Source organism: Dactylosporangium sp. NPDC049742 (genome assembly GCF_040674675.1).
GTDB classification, from domain to species: Bacteria; Actinomycetota; Actinomycetes; order Mycobacteriales; family Micromonosporaceae; genus Dactylosporangium; species Dactylosporangium maewongense.
Genome location: NZ_JBFANF010000038.1, coordinates 19,933 through 33,433, shown reverse-complemented (window position 1 = coordinate 33,433; position 13,501 = coordinate 19,933). Strand labels below are relative to the sequence as shown.

The window sequence follows — 13,501 nt, the reverse complement described above, 5'->3', positions numbered from 1 at the left end:
TAACCGAAATTTCGGATATGTTCGCGCCAGCGGACATATCCGGGAAGGCCTGCGTGTCACCCGCCGGCCAGCCACCGGGATGCGCCGCGCAGCGGCGCATTGGGGGTCCGGGGTGAGAATCCCCCGGCGGGACCCGCCGCGCAGCGGTGGGGCGGCGAGCTATTGCGAAGCAACTCGCGGGTTAGTGTGCGCCGACAAGGTAGAAAAGGGCGGCAACCCAGACTGCGGCCAGGAAGAATCCAATGGGCGCGATGAAGCGGCTCATGACGTGCTCCCAACGGTGTGTCTCAACAGGAACGGAGAACAGACACGCGGAGCCGTGACAGGGGAAAGGACTACACCCGGTCACGACTGGAAGGATCGCTACTTCGCACAGCGATCACCTCCAGGGAGCAGCAGCCGCACCGGGCGGTCAGCGAAAAGCACGAGCAGACGCCGCCATGGTACCGCCACGCCTCATGGCTCACATCAGCCGACCGGCGAGTTGCCGGGTACCCGTCAGTAACACCTAATCTCCGTACAGCTGATCGCAGCGCATCACGGAGCATCACAGAAGCAGAAAGGCGGCAACGTGGCGAGGACCGTGCTGGTCACCGGCGGTAACCGTGGGATCGGGCTGGCAATCGCGCAGGCGTTCGCGGCGCAGGGTGACAAGGTCGCGGTGACCCACCGGGGCTCCGGCGCCCCCGACGGGCTGTTCGGCGTGCAGTGTGACATCACCGACAGCGCCGCAGTCGACGCCGCGTTCACGACGGTGGAGGCCGAGCTCGGCCCCGTCGAGGTGCTCGTCGCCAACGCCGGCATCACCGACGACACGCTGCTGCTGCGGATGAGCGAGGACCAGTTCACCCGCGTGCTCGACACGAACCTCACCGGCTCGTTCCGCTGCGCCAAGCGGGCCACCAGCAAGATGCTGCGGGCGAAGTGGGGCCGGATCATCTTCATCTCCTCCGTCGTCGGCCTGTACGGCGGACCCGGCCAGGTCAACTACGCCGCCAGCAAGGCCGGCCTGGTCGGCATGGCCCGGTCGATCACCCGCGAGCTCGGCAGCCGCAACATCACCGCCAACGTGGTGGCGCCCGGGTTCATCGAGACGGACATGACCTCCGTGCTGCCCGAGGCGACGCAGGCCGAGTACAAGAAGGCCATCCCGCTCGGCCGGATGGCGAAGCCCGAGGAGGTCGCCGGCGCGGTGACCTGGCTCGCGAGCGACGCCGCCGGCTACATCACCGGCGCCGTCATCCCCGTCGACGGCGGCCTCGGCATGGGTCACTGACTTTTCCGGACACAGAGGAGAACCATGAGCGGACTGCTCGAAGGCAAGCGGCTGCTGATCACCGGGATCATCACCGACCAGTCGATCGCCTTCTCCGTCGCCAAGCTCGCCCAGGAGCAGGGCGCGACCGTCGTGCTGACCGGGTTCGGCCGGCTGTCGCTCGTCGAGCGGATCGCGAAGCGGCTGCCGCGGGAGGCGCCGGTCATCGAGCTCGACGTGACCAACCCCGAGCACCTCGCCGGCCTGGCCGACAAGGTCCGGGAGCACGTCGACGGGCTCGACGGTGTGCTGCACTCGATCGGCTTCGCCCCGGCCAGCTGCCTCGGCGGCGGGTTCCTGGACGCGCCGTGGGAGGACGTCGCGACCGCGCTGCACGTGTCGACGTTCTCCTACAAGTCCCTCGCGGTGGCCTGCCTGCCGCTGATGGAGACCGGCGGCTCGATCGTCGGCCTGGACTTCGACGCCACGAAGGCGTGGCCCGTGTACGACTGGATGGGCGTCGCCAAGGCCGGCCTCGAGTCCGCGAACCGTTACCTGGCCCGGGATCTCGGCCCGCGCGGGATCCGGGTCAACCTGGTCGCGGCCGGCCCGCTCCGTACCATGGCGGCGAAATCCATCCCCGGCTTCGCGGTGTTCGAGGACTCGTGGGCAAAGACCGCGCCGCTCGGGTGGGACCTCAACGACCAGGTCGCGGCGGCGAAGGCCTGCTGCGCGCTGCTGTCGGACTGGTTCCCCGCCACGACCGGCGAGATCGTGCACGTCGACGGCGGGTACCACGCGGTCGGCTCGTCCTGACCCTCTGGTAACAATGGGGCGTGGCTTATGACGCGTTCCTGCTCGTCTCGTTCGGCGGTCCGGAAGGGCAGGACGACGTCCTGCCCTTTCTGGAGAACGTGACCCGGGGGCGCGGCATCCCCGCGTCGCGCCTCGCGGCGGTCGCGGAGCACTACCGGCACTTCGGCGGCGTGTCGCCCATCAACGCGCAGAACCGCGCGCTGATCGACGCGTTGCGATCCGAGCTCGACCTGCCGATCTACTGGGGCAACCGCAACTGGCACCCGTTCCTGCCCGACACGGTCACGCAGATGCGCGACGACGGGATCCGGCACGCGCTCGCGTTCGTCACCAGCCCGTTCGGCTCCAACTCCTCGTGCCGCCAGTACCTGGACGACATCGCGGCAGCCCGATCCACGGTGGGCGAGGACGCCCCGGCGATCGACAAGATCCGGCACTTCCACGACCACCCGCTCTACATCGAGTCGCACGCCGCGGCCGTCCGGGCGGCGCTGGACGAGCTGCCGTCGCGGCTCGCCGCGCGACTCGTCTTCACCGCGCACTCCATCCCGACCTCGATGAACGCCGCGTCCGGGCCTGGCGGCGTCGGCCGGTACCAGGCGCAACTGCTGGAAACGGCGGCCCTGGTCGCCGCCGCGGCCGCCCCCGAGCTGCCCTGGGACCTGGTCTGGCAGAGCCGCTCCGGCCCGCCGCAGGTGCCATGGCTGGAGCCCGACGTCAACGACCACCTCGAGTCGCTGGCGGCGGCAGGTGTACGGGAGGTCGTGGTCAGCCCGATCGGCTTCATCTCCGACCACCTCGAGGTGATCTGGGACCTCGACAACGAGGCGCGGGCCACCGCCGCCCGGCTCGGTCTCGCCTTCGCGCGCGCCGCCACCCCCGGCGTCGACCCCCGCTTCGTGACGATGATCCGACAGCTCGTCGACGAGCGCGTGCTTGCTCACAGTAACGTTCGTCACGCGCTCGGAACCGTCCCCACCTGGGATTTCTGCCCGGCCGACTGCTGCGTGTCACCGAAACGCGTATAGGCACGAAACGTTTCTGAGGGAGCATGTACGCGTGAGAGAACGCAAGCCCATCGAGTCCTGGCTCACCGACATGGACGGGGTCCTCGTGCACGAGGGCGAGCCCGTGCCCGGCGCACCGGAGTTCGTCAACCGGCTGCGCTCGTCCGGCAAGCCGTTCCTGATCCTGACCAACAACTCCATCTACACCGCCCGCGACCTCCAGGCCCGCCTGCGGCGCATCGGCTTCGACGTGCCCGAGTCGGCGATCTGGACCTCGGCCCTGGCCACCGCCCAGTTCCTCGACACGCAGCGCCCCGGCGGCACCGCCTACGTCATCGGCGAGGCCGGCCTCACCACCGCGATGCACGAGGTCGGCTACATCCTCACCGACACCGAGCCCGACTACGTCGTGCTGGGGGAGACCCGCACGTACAGCTTCGAGGCCATAACGCAGGCGATCCGCCTCATCAACGACGGCGCCCGCTTCATCTGCACCAACCCCGACGCCACCGGCCCCTCCAACGAGGGCGCCCTCCCCGCCTGCGGTGCGGTGGCCGCCCTCATCTCGAAGGCGACGGGCATCGAGCCATACTTCATCGGCAAACCCAACCCGATGATGATGCGCTCGGCCCTCAACAGCATCGACGCCCACTCCGAGACCACCGCCATGATCGGCGACCGCATGGACACCGACGTCCTGTGCGGCCTCGAGGCAGGCCTGGAGACGATCCTGGTCCTGAGCGGCATCTCGACAGTCTCGGACGTGGAACGCTACCCGTACCGCCCGTCCCGCATCATCCCCTCCGTAGCTCACCTGATCGACGAGGTCTGACGCAGCTCTCTGCCGCGAGAACTACGCACTGCAACGGCGCGGTCGCGACTCTGAAGATCGATTAGGTAAGCCTTGGTACGGTGCTAGTGAAACGGCCGGCGCGCCACCGGAAGCCCCCCGTGACCGCTGCCACGCCTCGGCAACTCGGCGCCCGGCAACCCGGCCCGCCGCCCGACCCGACGCCTCGCGCGCGACGTGCCGCGCGACGCATCGGGCCTGGGCTGGCGGGTTGCCGTGACCTACGGACCTGTGGCCCATGATCACGGGGCTCGTCGGTGACGTCCTTGCTGAGACTGAGGACTCCGGGCACTTTCTGAGTGCTCAGGGTCTCCGGATCGCGACGGAGCGGGGGGAGCAGCCACTGGCGCGCCGTGCCGAGGTGGTAAGGCTCGCGGGCGGGAAGCTGAGGCGGTCAGGCTCGCGGGCGGGAACCGGCCGTCGCGGCGCCGGCGCGACTCGGGTGCACCGCTGGCGCGGGCGGGGCATGTTCCGGACGCGTCGCTGATTCTGGCGCGTTGGGCCCTGGGCGCACTGCTGGTCGCGGGTGGTCCGTTCTGGGTTTGCGGTCGTGGGTGGGGCCTGTTCTGGGCTTGCTTGGGTCGTGAGTGGGCCTGCCGTGGGTGCGTTGCTGGTCCGGGCGCGCTGCTGGTCCGGGGCTGGTCCGGGCGCGCTGCTGGTCCGGGATGGGATGCCTGTCCTGGACGGGGCGCTGGTTCCGGACGCGTCGCTGGTTCCGGGCGGGGCGGTGGTCGTGGGCGGGGATTTCTGGGTGCGTCGCCGGTGCGGTTCGGCGCGGGGTTTCGGGTGATCGGGAAGACTTCGTGTAGCCCTGGCTACCCAAGGTCTACCGGATCATGACGCGGAGGGTGTGTCGGCCGCGTGCTCGGGGAGCCGGGGTGTGCTGGGCGCTCCCGAGGCGGGTCATCCGCGGCAGTGTCCGGTGGCGGGGGCTCAAGGTTTACCGGATCATGACGGGCCGGATGGTGGCCGTCGGATGTCGGGCAGGGGGCGACCACCGGATGCGGCGCGCACGCGCGATCCCAGCCACGCGCGCAAGCGCGGGCTGTGCGCCGCGAAGCGGCGCATTGGGGTGCGGGTGAGAATCCCCGCCGGGCCCCGCCGCGGCAGCGGTGGGGGGAATTGCAGCACAGCCTCAGATCAGGGGGGCGTTGCAGGCGGCTACCAGGGCGCGGCGGCAGGCGGTGGTGAGGGGGCGGAGGGCGGCGTCGCGTTGTTGGACCTCGTAGCCGTTGATGGCGCCGCCGGGGGCGGCGTGTTCGGCGAGGGCGAGCACGCGGTCCAGGATGGCCGCGCGGGCGTACAGGCGGCGGGCGCGTGGGTCGTAGCCGGGTGGCAGGTCGGTGGCGCCGTCGGGTTTGCGGAGGGCCTCGATCGCGCCGGCGAGCTCGGGGCGCCACTGGGCGATGTCGAGCTTCGCGAGGGTGCGGGTGGCGGTCGCCAGCTCGGCGGACAGCTCGGCCTCGGCCTCGGCGGTCGTGGGGCTGTCCAGCGGGGCCGGGACGGCCGCGGGTAAGACGAAAACCTGCCAGCGGACGGTCTCGAACTCGTCCCCCGAGCCCGAGGTGTGCAGGCGGACCTCTGGCACGAAGCCGAGGCCGCCCGCGATGACGCCCTCGCCGGCGAGGAGTGCGGCGCTGCTGAAGGGGCCGGGGCCCGGCAGGCCGCGGGGGTCGCCGGGTGCGGGGAGCACCAGGCGGACCTCGTCCGGGTGGAGCTTGGACAGCGCGGTGATCGCATCCACGAGGGATACGTCGGTCCACGTGCCGGGGACGTCGGAGACCATGTGCTCCTCGTCGCCGGAGATCTCGGCGGCGGCGTCGTCGCACGGCACGAGGCCGGCGCGCCACGCCCGGACCCATGCCACGAAACGCGCCGAGCGGCGCGCCTGCAGGGTCGCCGCGCGTGCTGCGGGGGACATGGGAGCAAGGGTACGTGCTGACGTGCCGGTATGTCTCGCAGGCGCTGGGGGCGTCAGCCGATACGCTTGCCGTCCATGGACGTCCTGGCGAACAACGACTGGCGGCGCCGGCGCACGGTCCCGACGGTGGACGCCGAGCTGGACCTCGTCGTGGAGGATGTGGACTCGGGGTTCTGCGGTGCCGTGGTCGGCTACCAGTTCGGCGCGGTGGTGCTGGAGGACCGGCACGGCAAGCGGCGCAACTTCCCGTTGGAGCCGGCCGCGTTCCTGCTGGACGGCGAGCCGGTGACGCTGGTCAAGCCGAAGCTGGCGGTACAGCGGCAGAAAAGCACCATCACCAGCTCGGGGTCGATCGCGGTGGCCGGGCTCACGGCGCGCGTGGCGAGGCGGAGCCGGATCTGGGTCGAGGGCATCCACGACGCGGCGCTCGTCGAGCGGATCTGGGGGCACGACCTGCGTGTCGAGGGCGTCGTCGTCGAGCCCCTGGACGGCATCGACGAGCTGGCCGCGGCCGTCGCCGAGTTCCACCCCGGGCCCGTCGCCAGGCTCGGCGTCCTGGTCGACCATCTCGTACCAAACTCCAAAGAAAGCCGAATTGTCGGAAATATCCGGTCGCCTTACGTCCTCGTCACCGGCCATCCGTACATCGACGTGTGGCAGGCGGTCAAACCCCAGGCCGTCGGCATCCGCCAGTGGCCGGTCGTCCCGCCGGGGCAGAACTGGAAGGAAGGCGTCTGCGAACAGCTCGGCGTGAGCGAGCCGGCCGACATGTGGCGCCGCATCCTCGCGTCGGTGTCCAGCTACAAGGATGTCGAGACCCCGCTGATCAACGCCATGGAGCGCCTCATCGACTTCGTGACCGAACCCGACGAGGACCTGGACGACGACGAGGACCTGGACGACGACGAGGACGCCTAAAGGCGACGACGAGGACCGCCTAAAGGCGACGACGAGGACGCCTGGAAGCGAAGACGAAGACGCCTAGAGCACAGGCCACGGATCCCGGCTGAAGAGGAACGTCGCGACGTCGAGCGCGACCACCGTGCCGTCCCCGTCACGCACCACCCGCAGCAGCTCCCCGTCGCAGTCCCCGGAGAGCCCGCGCCACACGTCCGGCGCGGGCCCGTCCGGCACGAAGCGCCACGGCGTGCCCCCAGCGGTCAGCGGCGTCACGACCAGCTCGCCGCCGGCCCAGCCGACCTCGTGCTCGCGCCCCATCCACCACCACCGGCCGGTCAGCGGCAGGATCTCCGCCGGCGGCTCCTCGCGCGGCCGCCACGACGCCACCCGCACGGGCTCACGGTCCAGCACCGCGCCGAGAAGGTCCAGCACGAAGCCGCTGAGGCCGCCCGAGTCGCGATAGCGCATGGTGTACGCGTTGGCGAACGCGACGACTCCGGTGCGTGACGGCCGGTGTACGGCCAGCACCGCCAGGTAGCCGGGCATCGAGCCGGTGTGGCCGACGAACACCCGTTCCCCGCGCCGCCATAGCTGCAGGCCGAGGCCGTGCCCCGCGGTCCAGCCGTCGAGGTCGCTGAGCACGACCGGCGCGCACATCTCGTCGACGGTCGACGGCGCGAGCACCGCCGGGTCGGGCTCGGCCAGGAACGCCGCCCAGCGCCCGAGGTCCTCCACCGTCGACCACAGCTGGCCGGCGGGTGCCATCGCGGCCGCGTCGTGCCGCGGCTCCTCGCGCAGCTCGTCCAGCCACGGGTGCACGACGTAGCCGCGGGCGAACGGTTCGGCCTCGGCGTAGGTCGTACGGTCGAGCTGGAGCGGCCCGAGGAACCGCTTCGCGAGCATCGACTGCCAGTCCTCGCCGCCGAGGCGGGCGACCATCGCGCCGAGCAGCCCGTAGGCGAGGTTCGAGTAGTGGTACCCGCGCAGCGGCGGGTAGGCGACCTTGTCGGCGGTGAGCGTGGACAGGAACGTGTCGACGTCCACCCCGGCGGCGCGCTCCCACCAGTCGCCGTCCGGCTCGCGCTGCACGCCGCCCGCGTGGCCGAGCAGCTGCCGCAGGGTGACGGTGCCGACGGGCGTGCCGGGAAGGTGGCGGTAGAGCAGGTCGTCGAGGGCCAGCTTCCCCTCGTCGCGCAGGGCCATGACCAGCGCCGCCGTCATCGTCTTCGTGATCGACCCGATCCGGAACTGCAGCCCGGCGGGGGGCTGGTCGAGCCCTGCCGCGGCGACGTGCCGCAGGGCGCCGTCGCGGACGACGCCCGCGACGAGGACGGGCACCCGGCCACCGGCGTGGGCGCGGGCGACGAGGTCGTCGACGCACGAGACGGTCTCGGGCAGCAACGGCACGGCAGGCCTCCAAAGACGAAGCGGCGACTGATTCCCCAACTGTGCACCGGGCCGGCCCGCACCGCGTATCGACAAGGATTCGGCAAGACGAGTGATCAGACGCGAGCGCCACGTGCATCGGCGTGACACGATCGAAGCGTGGACCTGTGGCTGATCGTCTGGATCGTCGTCGGCGCCGCGCTCCTCGCGGCGGAGATCTTCACGACCACGTTCATTCTGCTGATGTTCGCGATCGGCGCGTTCGCCGCGGCGGGCGCCGCCGCCCTCGGCGCCGGGGTGCCGGTGCAGGCAGCGGTGTTCGCGGCCGGGTCGGCCCTGTCGTTCCTGGCGGTGCGGCCGACGCTCAAGCGATACATGCGCCGCGACGTGCGCGACACGCAGATGGGCGTCGAGGCCCTGGAGGGTTCGACGGCGCTCGTCATCGAGGCGGTCGACCACGACAGCGGCCAGATCAAGATCGACGGTGAGTTGTGGCGGGCCCGGCCCTACGACGCGACGCAGACGTTCGCGATCGGGGACCGGGTCCGGGTGATCGAGATCAAGGGTGCTACCGCGATGGTGTGGAAGGACTGAGTCACGTGGATCCGAGTGTGTTCCTGGCGGTCGTCGTCATCGCCGCCGCCCTCCTGGCGATCGTCACGGTCACCAAGATGGTCAAGGTCGTGCCGCAGCAGGTCGAGTACGTGGTGGAGCGGCTCGGCAAGTACAGCCGCACGCTGACGCCCGGTCTCAACATCCTGGTGCCGTTCATCGACTCGGTGCGCAACAAGGTCGACAAGCGCGAGGTGGTCGTCAGCTTCCCGCCGCAGCCTGTCATCACCTCCGACAACCTGGTCGTGTCGATCGACACCGTCCTGTACTTCAAGGTCGTCGACTCGGTCCGCGCCACGTACGAGATCTTCAGCTACCTGCAGGGCATAGAGCAGCTCACCGTGACGACCCTGCGCAACGTGATCGGCTCCCTCGACCTGGAGAAGGCGCTCACCAGCCGCGACGAGATCAACCGCCACCTGTCCGGTGTCCTCGACGAGACCACCGGCCGCTGGGGCATCAAGGTCACCCGCGTGGAGCTGAAGGCGATCGAGCCGCCGCCGAGCATCCGCGACTCGATGGAGAAGCAGATGCGCGCCGAGCGTGACCGCCGCGCCGCGATCCTGCACGCCGAGGGTCTCAAGCAGTCCCAGATCCTCACCGCCGAGGGCGAGAAGCAGGCCGCGGTCCTGCGCGCCGAGGGTGAGCGCCAGTCCCGCATCCTCACCGCGGAGGGTCAGGCGAAGGCGATCCGGACGGTGGTCGACTCGATCCACGTGGCCAACCCGGACTCGAAGGTCATGGCGTACCAGTACCTCCAGTCGCTGCCGCAGATCGCCGCCGGCCAGTCCAACAAGCTGTGGATCCTGCCGGTCGAGCTGACGAAGGCCCTGGAGGGCATCGGCGGCGCGCTGGGCGGCATGGCGCAGCTGTCCGACGCCGCCCGCACCGACCTGGTCAAGCGCAACGTCGCCGAGGAGGAGGAGTCCGAGGACGTCATCGAGGCCCGCCGCTCCGCCGAGGACGCGGCCGCCGCCGCCAACGCCGAGGCCGCCGCGGCCGCCGCCCAGGTGTCGGGCACGCAGGTGACCGCCGCCGAGCTCACCGCCGAGTTCCAGCAGCCGTCCCACGAGCTCGAGCGTTAGCGGCAGAGCTCCCAGAAGGCGACCGCCGCCGCGGCCGCCACGTTGAGCGAGTCGACCCCGTTCCGCATGGGGATCACGACCCGTACGTCGCTGGCGTCGAGGGCCTTGGCCGACAGCCCGGGGCCCTCCGCGCCGAGCAGCAGCGCCGTCCGCTCCCGCTGCGCCGCGCTCAGCGTCTGGATCGGCACCGCGTCGGCGGCCGGCGTCATCGCCAGCAGCGTCAGCCCCGCCTCCCGGACCGCGTGGAGCCCGTCCGGCCACGGCTCGATCCTGGCGTACGGGATCGCGAACACCTCGCCCATGCTGACCCGCACGCTCCGCCGGTACAGCGGATCCGCGCACGACGGCGACAGCAGCACCGCGTCCATCCCGAGCGCCGCCGCGCCCCTGAAGATCGCCCCGACGTTCGTGTGGTTGTTGACGTCCTCCAGGACCGCGACCCGCCGCGCGCTCGCGAGGATGTCGGCCGCAGCAAGGTCCGGTTTGCGGTGGAAGCTCGCCAGCACCCCCCGGTGTACGTGGAACCCGGTGATCGCTTCGAGCGTCGCCTGGTCGCCGGCGTACACGGGGACGTCGCCGAGCGGGAGGTCGTGGAGCTGGCCGACGCGCTTGCTGTCGATCAGCACGGACCGCAGCCGGTAGCCGGCCCGCAGCGCCCGGCGCAGCACCAGCTCGCCCTCGGCGATGAACAGCCCGTTGGGCGGCTCCCACCGGGTGCGCAGCTCGACGTCGGTCAGCGCCCGGTAGTCACCGATCCGCTCGTCGTCCTCGTCCATGATCGTTGTCGCGCTCAGCACCCGGTCGATTCTGCCTTGCGCCGCGATCCCGCGAACAGAACGCCTCCCCGGCGGTGACCGGGGGCGGGCGACACGACATTCCGCACGGGGCGTCGGCGCGGTGCCGGCATCGAGGATCGATAATCTGGGTGCGTGGACGGGCGGGCCGATCCGGTGAGCGCCGGCCGTGGTGCCCTCGTCGACCTGCTGGCCAGGCTGAGACTCCACGCCGGTGAGCCGACCCTGCGGCAGATCGCGGACCGGCTCACCTCGGCCCGCGCCGACGGTAAAGCGTCCATCGGGTACCTCAGCGAGATCTTCCGCGGGCGGAAGACGCCCAGCGGCGACCTGGCGGCGGCGCTGGCCCAGGCGCTCGGCGGCTCCGCCGACGACCAGGCCAGGGCCAGGGTCTACGCCGACGCGGCCGCGCAGGTCGCCCGCCATGGAGCCGCGGCCGGCGCCGCCGCCGTGACCGCCGCGGGCGAGCCGGACGGTGCCGGCGAGACCGGGACCGGCGATCGGGACGGCGCCGGTGAGCCGGACGAGGCGGGCGTGTCCGGTCCGGTACAGCCGTGGTGGCGGCCGGACTACGCGGCGCACGTCGACGACCTGGTGCCCGCCGGTGGGCTCAGGGACCGCGAGGAGGAGCTGGCTGAGCTCGCCGCGTTCTGTGCCGGCGACGAGCCGTACCTCTGGATCCAGGCGAAGCCCTGGGCCGGCAAGTCGGCGCTGCTGGCGACGTTCATGCGCCATCCGCCACCCGGCGTCGACGTCCTCGCGTTCTTCGTCACGGCCCGCCTCGCGACCCAGTCGGACAGCAACGCGTTCGCCGGGGCGCTGGTGGAGCAGCTGACGGGCCTGCTGGAGCTGCGGCTGGACGCGTCGGCGCCCGCGGCGCAGGTGTCGCGGTGGCTCATGCTGTTACGCACCGCGGCCCGGCACGCGGAGCTGGCCGGCCGCCAGCTGGTCCTGGTCGTCGACGGCCTCGACGAGGACAAGGGCGCGGAGACCGGGTCGGGGCTGGCGAGCGTGGCGTCGCTGCTGCCGCGGCACGCCGTCGCGAACCTGCGGATCGTGGTGTCGAGCCGGCCCGACCCGCCGCTGCCGGACGACGTGCCCGGCGACCATCCGCTGCGGCACTGCCGGGTCCGCTGGCTGACGGAGTCCCCGCACGCCAGCTTCATCGCCGTCCACGCGCGGCAGGAGCTGCGGGCGCTGCTGCTCGGCGACTCGACGCACGTGGACGTCATCGGCCTGCTGACGGCGTGCGCGGACGGGTTGACGGTGGCCGAGCTGGAGGAGCTGACCGGGCTCGACCGGTTCCGCCTGGAGCGGCTCATCGGCGGGGTCTTCGGCCGGTCGGTCGCCGTCCGGCCGGTGCACGCGTCCGCGCCGGAGCCGGTGCTGCTGTTCACCCACGACGAGCTGCGCGAGCAGGCGGTGGGCGGGCTCGGCGCCGCGATCGGCCGGCACCGGGAGCGGATCCACGTCTGGGCGGACGGCTACCGGGCGAAGCGCTGGCCGGCGGGCACGCCGCAGTACCTGCTGCACGGCTACCCGCGCATGCTGCGGTCGCTGCCCGATCCGGGGCGGCTGATCACGCTCGCCGTGGACCACGACCGGCACGACCGGCTGCTCGCCGTCACCGGCGGCGACGGTGCGGGCATGGCCGAGGTCCGGGCCGCCCAGGACCTGATCATCGGCCAGCACGAGCCGGACCTGCGCGCCATGGTCCGCCTCGCGCTGCGCCTGGACGAGCTCACCGCCCGGAACGCCAACATCCCGGCCGGCCTGCCGGCGCTGTGGGTCGTCCTGGGGGAGGCCGCGCGGGGCGACGCGCTCGCCCAGGGCATGGCCGATCCGGTGGCGCAGAACATGGCCCTTCGCCAGCTGGCGGTCGCGCTCGCCGGGACCGTCGACGAGCGGTTCGCCCAGACGGTCGCGTGGAGCATCGTCGACGCCAAGCGGCACGAACTGTCGCTCGCCGACCTGGTCGAGACGGCGGTCCGCATCGGCGACCACCGCCGCGCGGCGCGCTTCGCCCGCAGCGCCATCGACCAGGATCGGTGGGCGCGGAGCATGCTGGGCCTGGTCGGCGCCGTCCTCGACGACGGCGACCTGCCGCTCGCGATGTCGCTGGCCCGGTCGATCGTCGACGCGGACCACCGGGCGCTGGCGATGAGCCAGCTGCTGCGGGCCTTCGGCGCCGCGGGCGACGCCGAACAGGTCGAGCGACTCATGACGGAGGCGGAGACCGCGGCGCACACCGTCCGCGACCGGAGCGGCCGGTCGGTGGCGCTGGCCCGGCTGGCCGCCGCGGTCCGCGCGGCCGGTCGGAGCCGGCGGTCGGAGCGGCTCTTCACCGAGGCGCTGTCGCTGGCCCGGTCCATCACCGACCCGGCCGTCCGGTCCCGCACGCTGGCCGGCCTGCTGCAGTGGGGCGCTCCGGCGCCCGGCGGCCCCGGCGGCCTCGCCGCCGAGGCGGCGGCCGCCGCCGGGACGATCGACGGGCCGATCGGACGGGCCGAACTCATGCTGGAGCTCGTCGACGCGGTCCTCGCCGCCGGCGACCTGCGATCCGCGGAGACCCTCGGCCGCCTGATCGACGACCCGCGGCTCCGGACGAGCGCCCTGACCCGCCTGCTGGCGCACACCGCACGGGCAGGCGCCACACCACCAGCCGCGGACGCCCCAGCAGCGGACGGCGCCGCACCGCTGGTCGCGGACGCGTCGACCGTGGAAGCGCTGGTCGTGCACGACGCCGCACCGCTGGTCGCGGACGCGTCGGTCGTGGACGCGCTGGTCGTGCACGACGCCGCACCGCTGGTCGCGGACGCGTCGGTCGTGGACGCGCTGGTCGTGCACGACGCCGCACCGCTGGTCGCGGACGCGT

Annotated in this window: 11 protein-coding genes; 8 read left to right on the top strand and 3 right to left on the bottom strand. The window is 72.0% G+C overall.

The window, feature by feature from the left end; genetic code table 11:
• The first annotated feature begins 571 nt into the window (after positions 1 to 571).
• From fabG to AB0J72_RS36375, 4 genes are read left to right on the top strand one after another with little or no spacing between them, the layout of a single operon-like run.
• Entirely contained in the window at positions 572 to 1,276 is a 705-nt protein-coding gene (fabG, locus tag AB0J72_RS36390; protein WP_363407024.1) for a 3-oxoacyl-[acyl-carrier-protein] reductase, read from the top strand.
• A gap of 24 nt (positions 1,277 to 1,300) precedes the next feature.
• On the top strand, positions 1,301 to 2,071 hold the full coding sequence (gene fabI, locus AB0J72_RS36385; protein ID WP_363407021.1) for an enoyl-ACP reductase FabI: 771 nt from the start codon (positions 1,301 to 1,303) through the stop codon (positions 2,069 to 2,071).
• A 20-nt stretch (positions 2,072 to 2,091) separates the two neighbouring features.
• Positions 2,092 to 3,099 (top strand): ferrochelatase, encoded by a 1,008-nt coding sequence (locus AB0J72_RS36380; protein ID WP_363407018.1) that lies wholly within the window; start codon positions 2,092 to 2,094, stop codon positions 3,097 to 3,099.
• A gap of 31 nt (positions 3,100 to 3,130) precedes the next feature.
• Entirely contained in the window at positions 3,131 to 3,910 is a 780-nt protein-coding gene (locus AB0J72_RS36375) for an HAD-IIA family hydrolase (RefSeq protein WP_344502933.1), read from the top strand.
• A 1,153-nt stretch (positions 3,911 to 5,063) separates the two neighbouring features.
• On the opposite strand, the gene AB0J72_RS36370 is transcribed toward AB0J72_RS36375, so the two are convergent.
• The gene (locus AB0J72_RS36370) at positions 5,064 to 5,849 is read right to left on the bottom strand and encodes a hypothetical protein (RefSeq protein WP_363407015.1); all 786 of its coding nucleotides are present in this window, start codon (positions 5,847 to 5,849) and stop codon (positions 5,064 to 5,066) included.
• A gap of 75 nt (positions 5,850 to 5,924) precedes the next feature.
• Here AB0J72_RS36370 and AB0J72_RS36365 point away from each other — a divergent pair, with 75 nt between their 5' ends.
• Entirely contained in the window at positions 5,925 to 6,767 is an 843-nt protein-coding gene (locus tag AB0J72_RS36365; RefSeq protein ID WP_363407012.1) for a DUF3097 domain-containing protein, read from the top strand.
• Between the two features lie 63 nt (positions 6,768 to 6,830).
• On the opposite strand, the gene AB0J72_RS36360 is transcribed toward AB0J72_RS36365, so the two are convergent.
• Entirely contained in the window at positions 6,831 to 8,156 is a 1,326-nt protein-coding gene (locus tag AB0J72_RS36360; protein ID WP_363407009.1) for a serine hydrolase domain-containing protein, read from the bottom strand.
• A gap of 144 nt (positions 8,157 to 8,300) precedes the next feature.
• On the opposite strand from AB0J72_RS36360, the gene AB0J72_RS36355 reads away from it, so the two are divergent.
• Together AB0J72_RS36355 and AB0J72_RS36350 are read left to right on the top strand one after the other, a co-directional pair.
• Complete coding sequence (locus AB0J72_RS36355) at positions 8,301 to 8,729, top strand: NfeD family protein (protein ID WP_363407201.1); 429 nt, start codon at positions 8,301 to 8,303, stop codon at positions 8,727 to 8,729.
• A 77-nt stretch (positions 8,730 to 8,806) separates the two neighbouring features.
• On the top strand, positions 8,807 to 9,832 hold the full coding sequence (locus AB0J72_RS36350) for an SPFH domain-containing protein (RefSeq protein WP_344503242.1): 1,026 nt from the start codon (positions 8,807 to 8,809) through the stop codon (positions 9,830 to 9,832).
• Here the strand turns inward: AB0J72_RS36350 and AB0J72_RS36345 are convergent.
• A complete protein-coding gene (locus AB0J72_RS36345) occupies positions 9,829 to 10,608 on the bottom strand; it encodes an RNA methyltransferase (RefSeq protein WP_363407197.1) in 780 nt (259 codons plus the stop codon). The two genes, AB0J72_RS36350 and AB0J72_RS36345, sit on opposite strands and share 4 nt — an antisense overlap.
• Positions 10,609 to 10,761: 153 nt before the next feature.
• Here AB0J72_RS36345 and AB0J72_RS36340 point away from each other — a divergent pair.
• The coding region (locus AB0J72_RS36340; RefSeq protein WP_363407006.1) for a hypothetical protein at positions 10,762 to 13,501 on the top strand (2,740 nt) is incomplete at its 3' end.